This window comes from Sphingobacterium tabacisoli (genome assembly GCF_017908035.1).
In the GTDB taxonomy this organism is placed as follows: Bacteria; Bacteroidota; Bacteroidia; order Sphingobacteriales; family Sphingobacteriaceae; genus Sphingobacterium; species Sphingobacterium tabacisoli.
Genome location: NZ_JAEQMU010000005.1, coordinates 365,905 through 385,471, shown reverse-complemented (window position 1 = coordinate 385,471; position 19,567 = coordinate 365,905). Strand labels below are relative to the sequence as shown.

The 19,567-nt window shown below is 40.2% G+C and carries 15 protein-coding genes; 11 read left to right on the top strand and 4 right to left on the bottom strand.

Annotation, left to right across the window (positions count from 1 at the left end; all coding sequences use genetic code 11):
* Window position 1: 1 nt before the first annotated feature.
* The 6 genes from JKG64_RS18480 (at window position 2) to JKG64_RS18455 (ending at window position 5,196) form a co-directional block, all read left to right on the top strand.
* Window positions 2-355, top strand: coding sequence for a DUF488 domain-containing protein (locus JKG64_RS18480; protein WP_210355743.1), 354 nt, complete (start codon window positions 2-4; stop codon window positions 353-355).
* 2 nt (window positions 356-357) lie between these two features.
* Window positions 358-825, top strand: a complete 468-nt coding sequence (locus tag JKG64_RS18475) for a protein kinase family protein (protein WP_210355742.1) — start codon at window positions 358-360, stop codon at window positions 823-825.
* 47 nt (window positions 826-872) lie between these two features.
* A complete protein-coding gene (locus tag JKG64_RS18470; protein ID WP_210355741.1) occupies window positions 873-1,934 on the top strand; it encodes a PLP-dependent aminotransferase family protein in 1,062 nt (353 codons plus the stop codon).
* Between the two features lie 207 nt (window positions 1,935-2,141).
* Entirely contained in the window at window positions 2,142-2,435 is a 294-nt protein-coding gene (locus JKG64_RS18465; protein ID WP_210355740.1) for an HU family DNA-binding protein, read from the top strand.
* Window positions 2,436-2,449: 14 nt separating this feature from the next.
* A complete protein-coding gene (locus tag JKG64_RS18460; RefSeq protein WP_210355739.1) occupies window positions 2,450-3,289 on the top strand; it encodes a tetratricopeptide repeat protein in 840 nt (279 codons plus the stop codon).
* 353 nt (window positions 3,290-3,642) lie between these two features.
* The gene (locus JKG64_RS18455; RefSeq protein ID WP_210355738.1) at window positions 3,643-5,196 is read left to right on the top strand and encodes an Rne/Rng family ribonuclease; all 1,554 of its coding nucleotides are present in this window, start codon (window positions 3,643-3,645) and stop codon (window positions 5,194-5,196) included.
* A gap of 77 nt (window positions 5,197-5,273) precedes the next feature.
* Here the strand turns inward: JKG64_RS18455 and JKG64_RS18450 are convergent, their stop codons facing one another.
* The 3 genes from JKG64_RS18450 to uvrA form a co-directional block, all read right to left on the bottom strand.
* Window positions 5,274-5,708, bottom strand: coding sequence for an RrF2 family transcriptional regulator (locus JKG64_RS18450; RefSeq protein ID WP_210355737.1), 435 nt, complete (start codon window positions 5,706-5,708; stop codon window positions 5,274-5,276).
* A 142-nt stretch (window positions 5,709-5,850) separates the two neighbouring features.
* Window positions 5,851-7,491: an alkaline phosphatase PafA gene (gene pafA / locus JKG64_RS18445; RefSeq protein WP_210355736.1), complete on the bottom strand. Its 1,641-nt coding sequence runs from the start codon at window positions 7,489-7,491 to the stop codon at window positions 5,851-5,853.
* A gap of 90 nt (window positions 7,492-7,581) precedes the next feature.
* Window positions 7,582-10,386, bottom strand: a complete 2,805-nt coding sequence (gene uvrA / locus JKG64_RS18440) for an excinuclease ABC subunit UvrA (protein WP_210355735.1) — start codon at window positions 10,384-10,386, stop codon at window positions 7,582-7,584.
* Window positions 10,387-10,585: 199 nt separating this feature from the next.
* Between uvrA and JKG64_RS18435 the strand changes: the two genes are divergently transcribed.
* The 5 genes from JKG64_RS18435 to JKG64_RS18415 all read left to right on the top strand — a co-directional run bounded on the left by JKG64_RS18435 (window position 10,586) and on the right by JKG64_RS18415 (window position 18,876).
* Window positions 10,586-13,330, top strand: coding sequence for a TonB-dependent receptor (locus JKG64_RS18435; protein WP_210355734.1), 2,745 nt, complete (start codon window positions 10,586-10,588; stop codon window positions 13,328-13,330).
* A gap of 12 nt (window positions 13,331-13,342) precedes the next feature.
* Entirely contained in the window at window positions 13,343-14,545 is a 1,203-nt protein-coding gene (locus tag JKG64_RS18430) for a DUF4876 domain-containing protein (protein ID WP_210355733.1), read from the top strand.
* Between the two features lie 2 nt (window positions 14,546-14,547).
* A complete protein-coding gene (locus tag JKG64_RS18425; protein ID WP_210355732.1) occupies window positions 14,548-16,104 on the top strand; it encodes a DUF6850 family outer membrane beta-barrel protein in 1,557 nt (518 codons plus the stop codon).
* Window positions 16,105-16,139: 35 nt separating this feature from the next.
* A complete protein-coding gene (locus JKG64_RS18420; RefSeq protein WP_210355731.1) occupies window positions 16,140-18,359 on the top strand; it encodes a HEAT repeat domain-containing protein in 2,220 nt (739 codons plus the stop codon).
* Window positions 18,360-18,456: 97 nt separating this feature from the next.
* Complete coding sequence (locus JKG64_RS18415; protein WP_210355730.1) at window positions 18,457-18,876, top strand: SRPBCC family protein; 420 nt, start codon at window positions 18,457-18,459, stop codon at window positions 18,874-18,876.
* A 70-nt stretch (window positions 18,877-18,946) separates the two neighbouring features.
* On the opposite strand, the gene JKG64_RS18410 is transcribed toward JKG64_RS18415, so the two are convergent.
* Window positions 18,947-19,552 (bottom strand): hypothetical protein, encoded by a 606-nt coding sequence (locus JKG64_RS18410; RefSeq protein ID WP_210355729.1) that lies wholly within the window; start codon window positions 19,550-19,552, stop codon window positions 18,947-18,949.
* Window positions 19,553-19,567: the final 15 nt, after the last annotated feature.

Sequence of the window (19,567 nt, the reverse complement as noted above, 5' to 3'; positions counted from 1 at the left end):
TATGATAAGGATAAAACGAATCTACGAAGAGCCGAATGCTAGTGACGGATATCGTATGCTGATAGATCGCCTGTGGCCACGGGGCATGCGTAAAGATGCCGCTAAACTGGACGAATGGAACAAAGATATAGCACCATCAACAGCGCTTCGCAAGTGGTTTGGGCATCAGCCCGAGCGATTTGAAGAATTTATCTTGCGTTATAGGGAAGAGTTAATTTTAAAGATAGATGCTGTGCAGCGTTTGAAAAAGCTGGGAGAGGATGGTGAGCTTACGTTACTCTACGCCGCGAAGGATGAGAAAATGAATCAGGCTGCGGTTCTGCTGGATATAATTGATAATTTAAATACAACGTAGGAATGAAGTACATCTTCGGTTTATTGTTATTGCTTTTCGTATCAGTCAATATAATACGAGCGCAAGAAAAAAATGTTCACAACAAATGGATCTGGGGCCCTTCTTTAGGCTATCAATATCAAAAAAGTAATTTCTTGAAAGCTTCCTTTTGGGGGCTTACGGATTTAGGTTATGCAAATTATCTGCGTGTCGACGGAGGAGCAAATATGACCTGGAAGAATAGAAAAACCTACGTTGTGCCCGAGTTGGGAGTTACCTACTATTTGGGTGCCAAAGGGGCCTGGCCATTTATAAAAGGAGAGGTGACGCCTTACACTATTACTCCCAAAGTTGGTGTTGGTTTGTTTAATTTGGTAGAGTTTGGTGTTGGCTACGGTTTTGATTTGAAGGTTAAAGAATATTTCGGGCCAATTAAAGGGGTTAGCTTTTCCCTTGGGTTGAGTTTGCCTCTGAATTATCACCTGTATTGATTGTTGGTGGCGAATGGTTTTACGGGAAAATATTTAACTTAGTCGATATGACAGCATTTCAGCACTTACACCAATCCACAGGACGGATAATAGTCAAAGATGGGGAGCCATATCGCTTTTTTGGGGGGACAGCCTACTTGGGATTGTTGGATAATCCAGAGTATATTGAATTATATAAGAAAGGAATTGATATCTATGGACTGAACAATGGAACTTCACGGTCCAATAATGTACAATTAGGTATCTATGATGACGCTGAAGTAACTTTGGCTGAGCGATTTGGTTTTAGTGCTGCGGGTTTACTATCCAGTGGCTATTTGGCCGCACAGGTTGCAGTACGTACCTTGTCGATTGGTCGGGAAGTTTTATATGCGCCGGATGCTCATCCTGCTTTGTGGCTTGACAGTATGCTGTCAGACCGTCGGTCGTTTGAAGATTGGCGTGACACAACTATTGCCTATATTAACTCCTCCCAACAAACAAATTTTTTGATTGTATCTAATACGTTAGATAATTTGGCACCCAGCTATTACGATTTTAAGCCATTTGTTGAGTTGTGTGACCCAGCTAAACAACTTTTTTTTATTTTGGATGATTCGCATGGGATTGGGATAACTCGGAGAGACGCTATTTCTGTTGACCTTGAGTTTATTCACAATAAACCTAATATTGGAGTTTTATTGGTTGCCTCTTTAGCTAAAGGAATGGGAACAGATGCAGGAGTTGTAATGGGAGAGCGGGAGGTAATCGAACAGATAAGGCGACATCCAATGTTTAGAGGAGCATCGCCTCCATCTCCAGCGGGGATATATGCCCTTGTCAACGGAATAGAGTTTTATCAGGATGCTTTTAGTCAATTACATCATAATATTTTGTTTTTTAGTGCGTTGATGAAAGAAGATAATGGCCTTTCTTCTATTCCTGCTTTTCCTGTTTTTACATCAAGTGACGCCCATTTATATCGGAATTTCTTGCATCGTAGCGTTCTTATTTCCAGTTTTCCCTATCCGTTACCTGATAGTCCCCTACTAAATAGGGTTGTGATCTCGGCATTGCATGAAGAAGAAGACTTGAGTTATTTGGCGGAGGCGTATTTGTCAAAAAAGTAATAAATATTTGAAAATCAGCAAAATAATGGTAGATTTGCGTCCGATTTGAAGTGCAGATTGTGTCTCGCTTGGGGGTAATCGTTTGAAAATGAAAAAAATATGTTGGAGAAATGATTCAAAATATTTTCAAAGCTCATTTAAAAAAGATAATTTTGCAACCCCAAATGTGGGTTTATGGTGGAATAATATAATTACAGAATAATAGATATGACTAAAGCAGAAATTATTGCAGAAATCTCTAACAAGACAGGATTAGAGAAGGTTGATGTACAAGAAACGGTTGAAGCGTTTTTCAAGGTTGTTAAAAATGCGATGATTGAAGGAGAGAATGTATACGTTAGAGGATTTGGAAGTTTCGTTGTTAAAAAGAGAGCAGAGAAAACAGCACGTAATATTTCCAAAAACACGGCAATTATTATCCCTGAGCACTTTGTGCCAAGCTTCAAACCAGCAAAAGTTTTTGTTGAGAAAGTAAAAAATGGTAATAAAGTAAAAAATTAATTTAAATTAGCCCTATGCTTAATACCAAACAAATTATCGTTATTGCATTAGTCGTTGTACTAATGGGAGGACTATTGGCTCAGCCTATTAAAGGTTTGGTAGATAAGAATAAAGGCGCCACTGAGGCAACGACAGAAGAGTCTTCATCATCGATGTACACGTTGAAGAGCGTTTCTGAAATTGCAAAACAGAGTATTAATTCTTCCCTATCCCAAGATATTTCAGCTATCGAAGCCCAAGTAGAGAAAGCTGAAGGTGAACAAAAAATTGCGTTACTAGAACAATTAGTGACTAAATGGGACGATGTGGCCAAACCGATTCCTCAAGGATTCATTTATCAGGAACTAGCACAGCTATCTCCTAAGTTTGAATACTGGTTGAAAGCAGGTGATGCTTTTCGTGAAGGTTACACCAATCAACAGGATACTGTAATGGCTACTGCATTGAATCAGTTTGCTATTGCTGCTTATGAAAAAGCGGTCGAATTAGATGCTAACAGTTTGCCGGCAAAGACTGGACTAGGAGCAGCACTTGTTACGGGATCAAATAATCCTATGGCGGGTATTGCATTACTTAGAGAGGTCGTTGCGGCAGAACCAAAAAATGTAGAAGCCAATAAGACGTTAGGTTTGTTCTCTATACGTTCGCAACAATTTGATAAAGCAATAGAGCGATTCAAAACTGTTATCGAAGTAAAACCAGATGCGGAATCTTACTTTTATTTAGCTACAAGCTACGAAAAAATCGGTCTTAAGAATGAAGCTATAGCGGCTTATCAAAAAAGCAAGGAAATAGCGGCAGACCCGACTTTATCTCAATACATTGATCGTCAGATAGAAGCATTGAGTAAATAATAATTAACAAAATTCATTAACATTATTTAAAAACATTAAGCTATGCCAAGCGGAAAAAAAAGAAAAAGACACAAAATGGCTACTCACAAACGTAAAAAACGTTTAAGAAAAAATAGACACAAGAAAAAATAGTTCTTGTTGATGGTCTAAGGAGATTAGTCTTCAGAGACGCTATACAATCTATGATAAACTTAGCTGTTTGATCATAGATTGTATTTTTCATTGAAGAACATTTGTTTTTTGTGAATGTTAAACGGCCATCTTTTGATGGAGTTTTCTTAAACAAATTTATGTTTCATTGGGATGAAATTAGATAGTGCGCGAGGTGCTATTATCCCCAAATTTAGTAGCTGTTGGTAAAGGAATTAATTATCGATTCGACCCCTGAGAATGGGGTGACTATTGCTTTACTACAGGACAAGCAACTTGTAGAACTTAATAAGGAACAGGTAGACAATCATTTTTCGGTAGGAGATATCTATCTCGGTCGCATAAAAAAGATTATGCCTGGATTGAATGCAGCGTTTGTAGATGTAGGCTACGATAAAGACGCCTTTTTGCATTACTTAGACTTAGGACCACAGGTACAATCCTTACTTAAGCTTACGCGAGTAGTAAAGAATGGCAGTTATCAAGAGAATCTGCTTAATAGTCTAAAGCTTGAAAAGGATATCGATAAAGCAGGCAAAATTTCGGAAGTATTAAGCCGGAACGTATTGTTGCCTGTACAGATAGCAAAAGAGCCAATATCAACAAAAGGCCCACGGCTGAGTTCGGATTTATCCATCGCAGGACGTTTTGTTGTACTTGTGCCCTTTTCAAGTTCTGTTTCTATTTCCAAAAAAATCAAAGGAAGCGCTGAACGTACACGACTCAAGAAAATTGTAGAAAGTATAAAACCTGCAAACTTCGGAGTGATCATACGGACAGTGTCGGAGGGAAAAGGAGTTGAAGAACTTCAAAAAGACCTTCTAGATTTGATTTCGAAATGGGAGCTTTTTACCAAGCGCCTTAAAAAAGCTGAACCTCCGCAAAAGGTCCTTGGCGAAATGGATAGAGCATCTACCATTCTGCGGGATTTATTGACGGATGAGTTCACACACATATATGTTAATGACCCTGTCATATACGAGGAGACAAAATCCTATGTACAGGAGATTTCGCCAGAGTTAGAAAAGATTGTAAAGCTTTATAAGCATAAGGAACCAATTTTTGACCACTTTGGTGTTGAAAAGCAGATTAAGGCAGCTTTTGGCAAGACGGTTAATCTGCAAGGTGGTGCGTACTTGGTTATAGAACATACGGAGGCATTACACGTTGTAGATGTTAATAGCGGTAATCGTATTGCAAGCAAAGAAAATCAAGAAGATAATGCACTTTTAGTAAATAAAGAGGCAGCAAGGGAGATTGCTAGACAATTGCGCTTGCGTGATATGGGTGGTATAGTCGTTATAGACTTTATAGACATGCATAAGCCTCAGAATCGAAAAGAGCTGTATACCTATCTTAAGGAATGTATGGGCGAAGATAGAGCTCGTCATACCATACTTCCTCCGAGTAAATTCGGCTTGGTACAAATCACGCGGCAGCGCGTGCGTCCAGAAATGAGTGTGGTGACTAATGAAAAATGTCCTGCTTGTGATGGTACGGGAGAAATTAGGTCGAGTATCGTATTGCTCGATGACATTGAAAATAACTTGAGTTTTATACTCGAAGAGCAAAACGAAAAGGGAGTTTCCTTATGTGTACACCCTTATATAGACGCCTACATTAAGTCTGGTTTGATCTCTAAGCGAGTCAAGTGGTTTTTCAAATATGGAAAATGGATAAAGGTAAAACCAGTCCAGTCCTATTACTTAACAGAATTTCACTTCTTCAATTCGAAGGATGAAGAAATAAAGTTATAAAGAGATTAAAAAAAGCTCCTCAATATTTGAGGAGCTTTTCTTTTATATTAGGACTGCTTTTTTAAGGTAATCCCGATCTAGTCCAAACTCAGTTCTTTTTCTTTGTTTATTAAAGAAGCAATACTCGTATCATTCAGAATCTGAAGCATTGCATTGCGTACATCGATAAATGTATCCCGGATGCCACAGGCATGTTCTTCTGTGCATTCCTCACAAGAGCGGTAGAAGTTAAGGCTGACACAAGGTAAGAGCGCAATGGGACCATCGATAAGACGCATCACTTGCGAAAGATAGATGTCTTCAGGAGCCTTATTCAAGCTATATCCGCCCCCTGCACCTTTCTTCGAATATAGCATCCCAGCATTTCGCATTTCCAGTAGAATCTGTTCCAAAAACTTTTTTGGGATACGCTCCTCCTCCGCAATCTTGACGATTTGCATCGGTTCATTGCCATAGTTCCTTCCCAATACCATTAGGGCCTTTATCGCATACTTAGTCTTTTTTGAAATCATAGTCTGTATTCTGTTACCTCAAACCTACATAAATTTGCCTCTATACGCAATATAATTGCGCTCGAATCTAAAATTTTGTAGCTCTCCTCAGCCGATAGCATCATTTATCTTGAGGAAAAATACGAAATATTACGCTTAATAGCTATTGTCCCAATACCTCGACAATCGTGTGGCCGATATTGCCGTTAGGTTCCATTACATGTAATAAAGAGGCAAGGGTAGGTGCTATATCCACAATCTGTACAGATCGGTTACTTACCCCAGGTTTTATCCCCCAGCCCATGAATAGTAAGGGGATATGCGAGTCATATGCAGACCAGACACCGTGCGTTGTACCTGTACCTCGTGGGGTACCCGAGTACCATTGCGGTTCCGCTATGATCTGTATTGCGCCACTATTCTTACGATTATAACCATTTATGATTTTCTCGCGGATAGGAGCAGGTAAAAACATGTTTTCGCCAGCTTCCATGTCTACAACATAAGCTACCCCGTCTTGATTTTTTAAGTTTTTGATAATTACCTTTTTGATATCATCAATATCTAGGTCTAAAGATTCTATTAACGTGTAGTCTAGATGTACCTGATAGTTCATTAGGCTTCGTACCAGTTTGTCAGAACCAAATTTCTCTGCCAATTCCGTATTAAGTTCGCGCTGTATTTGTCTCGTAAATAGATATCCCCCGTTTCCACGTTGATCTGTGTAATACAATGGATTGTAAGAAGCTGCGTGATCTGCAGTTAAAAAGAAAGTATAGTTGCCTTCGCCAATTGTTTTATCGAGATAAGCCAAAAAATTAGCAATGTCCTTGTCTAGGCGTAGGTAGGTGTCTTCGATCTCGACAGCAGACAGCGAGTAACGATGGCCGACGTAATCCGTTGCTGATAAACTGACACAGAGAAAATCCGTATTATTCGTTGGATTTTTTCCCATGTTTTCATGTTCAATTGCAGCTTTGGCAAAGTCTAGCGTCAAGGTATTACCCTGAGGTGTCGTCTTTATTAATTCATAGCCTGCATCTTTCATCAGTTCCGACGTCTTTCTAGGAAAGGTTGGCGATTTTTCTCCTGGCCATTTGCCTTCATAGATATTATCATCTGCAATGCTATTTGTGTAAGTCGCTATAGGGTATAATGTATTCCAGTCCTGTTTAAGATATTTTTCAGGTAATTTTTGTTTGTTAAACGTGTTGACCCATTTAGGAAGGTCTTTCATATAAAATGTGCTAGATATCCAATCACCGGATTTTGCTTCAAACCAATAGGCTGCATCAGCAAAGTGTCCAGCGGGAAGAATACCTCCTCGGTCTTTAATCGCGATACCGATTACCTTAGACTGAAAGTTTGTTGCCAGTTTAAGTTGATCGGTGATTGTAGATGCTAAGAGATTACGGGGAGACTGTTTCCCTTCTTTTTCTGTCGTACCTACCCCTTCGACATTTTCATCTTGAGTACAGTACATTGGTTGCCCCGTAGCCTGTATAATCCAGTCATTGCCGGCAATACCGTGGATAGCGGGTACGGATCCGGTATAGACCGAGCTGTGGCCGATAGCCGTATAAGTAGGAATGTAGTTTATCAATGTATTCTCGCAGGAGAAACCTTCTTTTAGAATTCTTTTGAAGCCATCCTGGCCATAACGATCTGCAAAGCGATACAGATAGTCCCATCGCATCTGATCTACCATGAGGCCTACTACCAATTTAGGTCTTTCTACTTGTGCGTTTACGTCTTTGACAAACGCTAGAGCTAACGCGAGAAAGAAAATGAAATGTTTTTTCATTGGAATAATTGTTTTAAGGACAATAAATCTATCAGGAGGACAGATATTCCTGATAGATTTATCTGTTTAAAGGTTCTGTTGAACTACAAATTAAGCTTTTTTAAGATGATTAATGAGAAACTGCCCCGTAAAACTTTCTTTACACTTTGCCAAATCCTCAGGTGTTCCCGTAAAAACAACATTGCCTCCTTTTTCTCCGCCTTCAGGACCGATGTCTATCACCCAATCGGCAGATTTAATCATGTCCATGTTGTGTTCGATGACTAATATGCTGTTACCTAGTGCAATTAGCGCGTCAAATGATGTGAGCAGTTTCTGTATGTCATTAAAATGTAGGCCTGTTGTAGGCTCATCAAAAATGAATAAGGTCTTTTTACTATTATTTCCTTTTATTAAAAAGGAAGCAAGTTTTATACGTTGTGCCTCTCCGCCAGATAATGTGCTCGAGGACTGACCTAATTTGATATAGCCTAATCCCACATCTTGTAGAGGCTGTAGTTTTGCCAAAACTTTAGGTTGATCTGTAAAAAACAGGAGAGCCTCGTCAACACTTAAATCAAGAATATCCGATACCGATTTTTCTTGGTACTGTACGTCTAGTACATGCTGTTTAAACCGTTTACCCCCACAGGCTTCGCAAGGAAGCACGATGTCAGCCATAAACTGCATTTCGATCTTTACTTCTCCATCTCCTTGACATATATCACAACGTCCTCCTTCTACGTTAAAGGAGAAGGCAGCAGGTTTTAAGCCACCAGCTTTGGCAGCAGGTAAGTTTGCGTATAGCGCTCGTATTTCGTCCCAGGCCTTCACATAAGTTACTGGGTTTGAACGTGAGGAACGGCCTATTGGATTTTGATCCACCATTTCGACCTGCTCTATCTGATGGATATCTCCTTCGATAGCATCAAATTGTCCTGTTTGTTCTCCAGAATAATTGCCTAACGACTTTTGCAGTGCAGGATACAGAATCCGCTTTACTAAAGATGTTTTTCCAGAGCCTGATACCCCAGTGACTACTGTAAATACATGAAGAGGAAAATCAACATGAACTCCCCGTAGATTATTCTCTCTAGCACCCTTTATGCTAATTACATCCGACCATTTACGTCTTTGTTTAGGGATAGCAATCTCTTTCTCACCACTGAGGTATTGACCAGTTAGTGATTTCTTATCTTTTAGTATTTGATCGTAGGTGCCTGCAAAGACTAATTCGCCACCATTGATTCCTGCTTCTGGACCAATATCTATCAAATAATCTGCAGCTTCCATCATCTCTTGCTCATGCTCCACAACGATTACAGTATTACCAATATCCCGTAGCGTTTTCAATACACTGATAAGGCGTTGTGTATCTTTCGGGTGAAGACCAATACTTGGTTCGTCAAGAACATAGATCGATCCGACGAGCGAACTTCCCAACGAGGTTGCCAAGTTGATCCGTTGAGACTCTCCTCCAGAAAGTGTATTGCTAAGCCGGTTAAGCGTAAGGTAACTTAAACCTACATCACACAGGAACTGTATACGGTTTATGATCTCCCAAAGTAGACGTTTAGCAATTGTGGCTTCATTTGCAGATAGTGTTAGGCCGTTGAAAAATGCCAGTGCCTGATCTATAGGAAGTAGTACAAGGTCTACAATAGATTTGCCGGCAATCTTTACATATGTGGCGTCTTTGCGTAGTCGGCTCCCCTTACACTCTGGGCAGTCTGTTTTGCCTCGGTAGCGGGATAGCATGACGCGGTATTGGATTTTGTAGGTCTGCTCTTCGAGTTCTTGAAAGAAATCATTCAGACCTCTAAAATATTTATTCCCTGTCCATAAAAGCTCTTGTTGTTCTTTGGTAAGATCAGCATATGATCTATGGATTGGGAAGTCGAATTTAAGGGCAGTGCGTACTAAGGCCTCTAACCAAGTGCCCATCTTCTCACCTCGCCAAGGGGCCAGAGCACCATCATAAACAGACTTGCTTTTGTCCGGTACAACTAGGTCTGGGTCTATACCGATAACCTTGCCATAGCCTTCACAGCGGCGGCAGGCACCGAATGGATTGTTAAAACTGAAAAAGTTAGGTGTAGGTTCTTCAAAGGTGATTCCGTCTAATTCAAATTTGTCCGAAAAATGAAAGCGTTGTCCTTCGACCTCTATTGTACATTCCCCTTTACCTTCAAAATAAGCCGTCTGTATGGAGTCTGCTAGACGTGTGGTCGTGTCTTCTTCGCCATCAAGGCGTATACGGTCAATAACGATTTCAATATCGCCCGCCTTAAACATTTTGTTTGAAACAGATTTGTCATCAATTATGGACTCAATCTTTTCGATAGCCCCGTTGAAAAATATGCGGACAAAACCTTTTTGAAGTAATAAAGAAAGTTCCTCTTTCAATTTTCGCCCATTGGTCGGATGCAAGGGACTGAAAATCGTGACTGTAGAATCTATTGGGGAGGTTAAGATCCGATCTACAATAGAAGACACCGAGTTCTTGGAAACCACCTCGCCAGAAATCGGAGAATAGGTTTTTCCTATTCGTGCAAAAAGAAGCTTGAGATAGTCGTAGATCTCTGTTGATGTCCCGACGGTAGATCTCGGGTTGCTCGTGATTACTTTTTGCTCGATTGCAATAGCAGGAGCTATTCCCTTGATATAATCTACTTCGGGTTTGTGCATTCGTCCCATAAACTGGCGCGCATAAGACGACAGACTTTCTACGTAGCGACGTTGCCCTTCGGCATACAACGTGTCAAAAGCCAAAGATGATTTGCCTGAGCCCGACATGCCCGTGATGACCACCAATTTGTTCTTCGGGATATCAACATCAATGTTTTTCAGGTTATTGACACGTGCTCCCTTGATTTGGATATGAGATTTTGGATTTTGCTCCTTCTTGTTTTGCATAACTTACAAAGTTAAGCATTTCTGATAAGTTGCGGGTAGGAGCTTTCGCTATTTTGTTTCAGAAGTGAAGAGATACTTTTAGTTGTTAAGCGTATTTATGCCTGTTTTGTATGTTTTGTTGAATAAAATTGCATTTTTCTTTATGATACAATTTAGTTTAATTCTAAATAGTGTATATTTGCATGATTTTCCACACATTATGAAGAAAGTATTTCTCTCGGTTGCGCTATGGAGCACCACATTATTAACGGGCCATCTGCTAGCCTCAACTAGTACGGCATATTTTTTTCAGCAGCAGTCTTCAGTAGATATAAAGGGATTGGTTGTTTCTGAGGGTAAGCTTCTTGTAGGAGCTACTGTAACCTTGGTCGAGTTGGGGCTGACTCAGGCTAGTGGTAAAGACGGGAAATTTGTTTTTTCGAAAATACCTCAAGGAACTTATACGCTGATAGTACAATACGCTGGAATGAAAGTACAGCAGGTAAAAGCCACTGTAGGTCAAGAGATAAAGGTTGAACTGGAAGAAAACTCTATTGCTATTGACGATGTTCAGGTGATTGGACAGCGTTCAAAGGTAAAGGGAGCGACTTCTACTTTCATATCCCGACAGGCTATTGAACACCTACAAGCGACAAGTATTGCGGAGGTCTTACAGCTATTACCTGGACAGGCTATCTATAATCCCTCTTTTTCGACTCTTACTACCCCAATGATTCGTCAGGGAGGTAGTGACCCAACAGGAAAAACTCACGATAATAAATCACGGGGCGTAGCATCCCTTGGTACGTCTATTATTATTAATGGTGCGCAGTTGTCGAATAATGCGGATATGCAAGCCGTAAATACAGCGCAAGGTGGTGTATTGTCTAGTTTTGATAATGCTTCCGGGAGAGGAACCGATTTGCGGCAGTTGACAGCAGACAATGTGGAGTCTATAGAGGTCATTCGCGGTATTCCTTCTGTCGAATATGGTGATTTGACATCGGGTGTGATTGATGTTAAGACAAAGGCAGCAGTACAGCCGTTACAGGCCAAATTCCGATTGAACCCAACATTAAAACAAGGCTGGGTTGGACAAGGTTTTGCTGTAGGTAAGGATCAAGGGGCATTGTTTGTTGATGTAGATTACACTTATGCTGCTAATAATCAGATACAGACCAGCGAATCGTATAAACGTTTTAACACCTCTTTGCAGTATACTAATACTTTTGGAGCGAATCGAAATCTATATACCAATACAACTTTGAATTTTGGAGGGTATTACGATGATAGTAAGATAGATCCCGATCTAGCAATCAATCAGGTTATTAATCAATCAGAAAATTATGATCTGCGGTTCTCCACTAATGGACGATGGAATCTGGATAAGCGCTTTGCGCGGAATATAAATTACGTACTATCAGCTCAATTAGGATTTCAGAATGGTTTCCAGCAGATGATGAATAATGGTTCGCTGTTCGCTGTTTCGAATGCTTTGGTTGATGGTACTTATGAAGTCGACTTCTTACCATCTAGTTACCTGCAGCAGATTTATATTAAAGGGAAGCCTTTGAACCTACAGGCACGACTATCCGATAATTTTTATTTCTCTACTGGCGCAGCACGGCATGCCATCACCGTAGGGGGGACGTATACTTTGGACAAGAATTTTGGTCAGGGCAAATATTTCGCAGGAGATATGCCTCCTAAGAATAATTCGGGATTAGGGTTCAGACCCCGTCGATTTGAGGATATTCCCGCACTGAATCAAATTGCCTTTTATGCAGAAGATAAATTGGCAGTAGATGTGTTTGGAAGACCATTGGATATTGTTGCCGGTTTACGTTACGATTGGATACAGCCTTTCAGAGATGATGCTAAGAGTGCTTTTTCTCCTCGTATCAATGCGTCCTATGAACTATTTAAAGATTTTTCTATCCATGGTGGGTACGGATGGAGCGCTAAGGCGCCATCTCTGATATATATGTATCCCGACCCGGTGTATCTGGATGTATTCAGTTTGAGTCATTATAAACAAGATCCAGCAGAAAGGCTTGCTTTGGTAACTACGCGGGTATTTGATGCACAAAACCAGAACCTGGAGATGGCTAAGTCCAAAAAAATAGAGATTGGTGTAGACTATAAAAAATTCTCCATTACAGCTTATGATGATCGAATCGCTAATGGATTGGATATGTACCAATATTATAATTTTACAAACATACCAGTATATACGGTAGCTTCTCAACAACCAGGACAACGACCAGAATTGAGTGATGTAGTCAAAGACTCTTTATATGTAACAGATTATAACGTGCCGCGCAATAACGTTAACATCGTAAACAGAGGGATTGAATTTGATTTTGACTTTGGTAAAGTAAAACCTTTACGTACGTCATTTACCTTGAATGGAGCATACGCTTATACCAAATCGTTTGATAATAATCCATTCGTATATGCACGGCGTGTCCCTAACCAGCCATATAATAAATTGGGGGTTTATGAAGGTAGGGGGAAAGAATATACACGGTTCTTGACCACTTTGCGGGCTATTCATCAAATACCTGAAATTCGCCTCCTCATCACCTTGACGGCTCAGACAATCTGGACAGATAAGGACAAGAATTTGAATTATACGTCTAGACCTTATGCCGTAATGGATATTGTTGAAGGCGGTGCTGGAGAGACGCGGATGTTGTCTGAACAGGAAATTGCTGCTATTTCTGAAACATCGGGTTTATTCTTGCCTGTTGCAGAGTCTTATTATAGAACCGAATCCTGGAAGCCATTATGGCTATTCAACACTAAAGTGACCAAGGAGTTTGGAAAGAACTATGGTTTTTCCTTTTATGTGAATAACATTACCAATAACAGACCCTATCAACGGAGTAAACGTAACCCAGATCAATTAGAAAAGCGAAATATTCCGATATTCTTTGGTAGTGAATTGAGTATCAAATTTTAAGTGTTGCCGATAATGAAAAAGATATATTTATTGATCCTGTCTGCTCTCGTTTTGGTGTTGGGCAGTTGTAGAAAGGATTTTGAATCAGTGTCTGCTGTGCAGCTTACATTACAGCTAGAGTTTCCTGATGCATTTATTAAAGGAAGCGTACCCAAGAATGTAGAGGTCACGTTACGTAACAATATTACGGGTGAATTGATTAAAACAAAGACCGACGATCAGGGGAAAGTCGTCAGTAATGTCATTCCTGGAACCTATACGGTAACAGCATCGAAAGCTTACAGCCCCGAAGAGACATCGGAATTATTGGGAAATGCAGAAGAAATGTTCGTCAATGGAAACCTTTCGCCCGTTATCGTGAATGAGGAGAAAACAGTCTCTCTTAAACTGAAAAGTAGTAGAGCAGGAGGACTGGTCATTAGAGAGTTTTACTATAGTGCGGTTACGTCCTATCTCTATGATGGCTTTACAGAAATCTACAATAATTCCAACGAACCTATTCGGATTGATAGTCTGTATATTGGTGCTACACGAGCTGGAGCGACTACTAATAATTCGGCATCTGCACCTTATAACTTCTTAACAGCCTATCCAGAGGAGGTTTATTTGAATCAGGTCTTTATGGTTCCTTCTACAGGTCAGCCGAGATTTCTTGAGCCCGGAAAATCTTTGGTAATTGCTATTAGTGGATTAAATCATAAATCCGATCCAAATGGGAATAAAAACTCTCCTGTTGATTTGGGTGATGCAGATTTTGAAGTTTTTTGGGATTACCCTACAGGTCGAGATATAGATTATCCGGATGTTCCTAACATGGTACATGCGTTTGCAGGTAGTACCGCTGGATTTGATTGGAATATCGGTATTAATGGTGCTGGTATGGTGATTTTTAATACCAAGGACTTCGATAAACTGCCTGTCCGATTTGAACCAGATGCTAAAACTGCTGGAACAACACAGTATATAGGTATCTCTGTTAGTGATATTATCGACGGTGTGGACGCAACCGCCAATGCTACAATATTTCTGAGTAATAAGCGCCTGCCGATTTCTGTAGATGCGAGCATGACTACAGCAGAGGTTCCCTTGAAAGGTCGGTCGGTAAGACGTAAAGTCAAAACGGTAATCAATGGGCGCACTATTTTTGTCGATACAAACAATTCATCTGCAGATTTTGAAGTTAATCTAACACCCTCACCTCGTAAATGGAATTAACAATGAACAAGAAATTAATAATAAGTATTCTAATAGCGAGTAGTGTTGGAGCGTTGCGTGCACAGACTACTGCTTTTGAACTGGATCGGTTTAAAATACAGGAGGTCGGACTGAAAAGTGCGAATGCCTCTTTATTGAATACCAATGATTTGAGAAATTTAGGAAATACCAGTGTATTTTATAATCAGAAAAGTGGTGACTTTAAACATCCTTTGCTGGCTTCGGAAAGTCGTTTTGGTGGTTTCGAAACGGAGCGTTTTCAGGAATTAAAAAATTGGAAGCTGTATGGTCGGTTTGGATTAGACTTTGGTAAGGATAAAAAAGTGAGTAATACCACACAGCTGGATCCCTTACGGTTGAATCCTTTTATTGTTGTTGACTCATTGAGCGGAGACTGGAATAAACAGAATTATGCACTCGAAACGAAGATTGCTTCTCCGATTTTGAATGAGCGGATTGCCTTTGGACTGGGGTTTGATTATAAGGTATCTACTGGAGCTCGACAGCGGGATCCTAGGCCACTGAGTACCAGTAATAATCTGGTGTTGACTCCTGCGGTAACCTATTTTTTGAATGAACAAAATGCGATAGCTCTTAATGGACGTTACGAATACTTTGTTGAGGATTTAAGTGTATCTAATGTTAATACGACTACCGTACATAATATGTATAAACTTATCGGGGTAGGCGAGTACGTTGGAAGTAGTCCCACTTTTATCGGTACTAGCTCGATTTCGAGAAGATATAATGGGAATAAGTTTGGTGGAGCTTTACAATATGTTTTTAAAGGCGATGCTTTTCGGTTCTTTGGCGAGGGTTTCGTGAATCATAATGCCGAGCGTGCTAAAGATGGGAGCACCAATCCTCAAGAAGCAGGTAAGCATGAATATTGGGAATACGGGGCAAATGTTGAAGCGGTCTATAACCAAGATCTTTCTATGCACAGGCTTGGATTTTCCTGGAACCAGAAAAATGTCGATAATACCGAATACCACCAATATCAAGATGTTGATACCAGACAGTTTGTTACGTTGTTTTCAGCAGTGTTTAACACAAACTTAGTGACCAATAGTAACATTTCCTATGCCTTTACGAAATGGAAAGGTGAGGCAATAAATTGGGATTTAGGACTGAATGTTATGTATGCGGGCTGGGATAATAAGTACGCGATCAACCAGAGTCAGCAAACTGTTGATCGTCTGGGCTATGATCTGATATTCAAGAAGTATTTCCAATTTCGTGATGCTTCTGTTTTTGCTGTAGAGTTGAGTCCGGGATATAGCCATCATATCGATTCCGAATTTAGGTATGATGAAAAGAGCTATTCCACAAATTTTGTGGCTAAGGATATTCTGTATCCTACGAATGCCTATTTGGTTGCGGACTATTTCAATGTTGGGGCAAGTGCACAGTATACGTTTAAACCATCTAAAAATAATACGCAGTTGTATATCAAGCTGTCGGAAAACTATATCAGGCCGACAGGGAGTAATGAATACTTTACCAAGTCACAATACCGTTTGAATTGGCAGGTTGCAGTGGGATTGTTGACATTTTAGGTGTCGTTGTTTATTTTTTTAAATTTGAATTCGATATGTATAATATAAAAAGGGTTGTAGGAGCGCTATTGTTGTCAGGAAGCTTGATGGCTAATGCGCAGGAGATAGAGAAGCCAAGTATTAAATCAAAGACTTCATTCGCAATCGTAGTTGATAAAGCGACTTACGAAGCGGTAGGTCCTGAAATTCGTGCCTACAAGCAGGTTGTGGAAAAAGATGGACTGGGGACTTATATCATCTATGATGATTGGCAATCGCCAGAAAAGATCCGTCAGATATTGCAAAAACTACATCAGGATAAAGGTACGCCATTGGAAGGAGCCGTGTTGATTGGTAATATTCCGGTGCCTATGATCCGTGATGCCCAGTTCTTGACTTCGGCATTTAAAATGAATCAAAAGATACGATGGGACAAATCCTCAGTGCCTTCGGATAGGTATTATGATGATTTTGACCTTAAGTTTGATTTCTTGAAACAGGATACTGCAAAAGGTAAGGAGCACTATTTCTATTATAGTTTACGGCCAGATTCAAAACAATACATTGATATGGATATCTATTCGGCCCGTATCAAACCTCCAGTAGCAACTGGTGAGCAGATGGTTCCTAAGATTAAAGACTACTTGAATAAACTGATCACGCTACGTTCAAAAAGTTACCCATTGAATGATATGCTGGTTTCTTATGGACATGGGTATAATTCGAATTCGGTTAATGCCGTCTCGGGCGAAGCTCTAGCGTTGAAATCACAATTGCCACATCTTTTTAGACCAGGAGGGTCTATCAAGTTTCTCAATTTTAGAAATGCTGATTTCATGAAATTTAATCTATTGTCCGAACTAAAAAGAGATGGGTTAGATTTTGCCTATATGACAGGGCATGGTACACCGACATTGCAGTTGATTAACGGCTATCCGCTGGTGTCCAATCCACAACCTTCGATGGAGAACGTTGCCCGTTACCTACGGTCAAAAATGCGTGATGCCAAAGACGATGGAAGAGATTTAGAGAAAACAAAAGAAGGATTTAAGAACTCTTTGGGGGTATCAGATAAATGGTTTGAGAATATATTTGATGCCAAAGTAGCAGAAGAGGATTCTATTTTCAATGCAAATCTAGATGTACAGATTGAGGATGCCCGCAACAGTGGTATTCAAGCAAAGCTTGTCTATTTGAATTCTTGTTTGACAGGTTCTTTTCATTTAGACAATTATATCGCCGGATATTATCCTTTCTCCAATAACGAAAACGTAGCAGCTGTTGCGAATTCTGTTGGTGTCTTGCAAGATTTATGGCCTGCAGAAATGATGGGCTTGTTGAACAAGGGGTATCGTGTGGGCAACTGGCTTAAGCATATCGCTTATCTAGAGACGCATGTGCTTGGAGATCCGACTTTCCACTTCGATTCTAAAGATAGCTATGCTCTCAACGAGGCAGTGATGCTCAATAAAGATGTCACCTATTGGAAGAATGCATTGAAGGAAAATGATGCAGATGTACAGAGTTTAGCTTTAGTCAAATTGGTAGCCTTAATGCCGGAGAAGGAAAGTGCACCGCTATTAAGAGATATTTATTTCAGTTCTCCGTTTGAGACCACGCGTATGGAAGCATTCCAACTGTTACGTCAATTTGAAAATAAGGAATATATTGAGGTCTTACACGCCGCAAAAAATGATCCTTATGAGTATATCCGCCGTCGTGCAATATATGATCTAACGGATTTTGGATCAAATGAATTTGTTAAAGACCTGATCCAATTCTATGTTTCTGATCCGCATTCTGAGCGGGTTGCTTATAGAGTGAGATGGGCATTGCAGTTTATGGATCCAGTATTAGCGAAACAGGAAGTGAATACCCTAATCCGGGAGAATAAAGCAGTTCATAATGGTGCTGCTCTGGCAGACAAATTGGATAAAGACCTGGATTACTACGGAAAAAAACGCGATGATTTGATAAAATCCCTGCAAAATGAATCGCTTTCTGAGAAAGAAAAACTTGGAGAGGTTACTACTTTGCGTTTATACCGGCATCATGCCGCTGTACCTGAGGTAATCACATTGATAAAGGATGAAAAAACACCCGAAAGCATTCGTGTAGCAGCGTTGGAGGCTTTGGGCTGGTTTACCTTGTCTTATCAGAGAGATAATATCATCAAAGGTTGCGATGAAGTACTGCTTTCCGATGCTCCACAAGCTGTAAAGGATGAGGCATTGAAGACGAAGAATAGAATTCGAGAAGCAACGCACAAGATCTAATAGTTTGTGTCGATGAGAACAAAATCGTGGCAGATCTGTTAAGTACAATGAGGAAAATAATAGTTAATGACCATTAAAAAAGTCAAATTTTTTACATATGAAACTTATAGAGATAACAAGCCGGATTGCTATTCGTGTCGAGACCGTATGGAACGCTTATAATTCGGTAGAGGATATTATGCAGTGGAATCATGCTTCGGATGATTGGCATTGTACAAGCTCAATCAACGATTTGCGTATAGGGGGAAAATTTATAAACAGGATGGAGGCCAAAGATGGGAGCTTTGGATTTGACTTTGAAGGTGTTTATACCGAATTAATACCCTTTAAGAAAATCGCCTATACCATGACCGATGGTCGTAAAGCGGAGGTGAATTTTGAATCACACGAAAGCTATACAAATATAGTGGTGCGTTTCGAACCTGAGCTTGAAAACCCGATAGAAATGCAACGGGAAGGCTGGCAGGCCATATTGAATAATTTTAAAAAGTACGTCGAATCGGTTTATTCGGTTTAGTTTCAAGATATATAAAGCGCAATCGTTGCCACTTATACGAAGTGCAGCGATTGCGCTTTTTAGATGGATATTAATGCTGGTGTGCCTCAAGCGGAGGTGTAATCATGATATGGGCTTTATAGGTTCCTTCATCCATTAACCAAGGCATTCCTAAATTGTTGTGCTGATTAGAAAGACCGAGGTCCGCTGCTTTAGCGAATGGCACATAGATTACATACCTTCGTTTAGCATCCTTAATCTCTCCAGTTTCCAAATTTACATCTTTAGCGGCACCCCAATAACCATACAGTGTGGATGGCGTCTGAGGTATAGACAGTTTACCCTCTTTAAATTCCTGTTCACGGATTTTATCTCTTTCTTTACGTTTACCCTGCGCTATCAGTTCGCGTCCCCGAGCCATCAAAGGCTCTAAACTCACGGGATAGCAATAGGCGTAATACACTGACATCTTGTAGTCTGGTGCCAAACAGATATAGCCATTGCTCCCTTCTCGAAGCGTGACGAAGTTTCCTGCTTGGTCATATCCATATACCTTTGCTCCCTCTCTAAATTCGGCGGGAGCCGCCTGCACCGCAATTTTGATTTGAATTTCCGAAGCTAAAATTTTCTTGTCTTGCGCATGGATTTTGTCTATACCCGTCCAGAGTAATAATACAGCGATTATCAATTTGTTCATTCTATAGTTAATCAT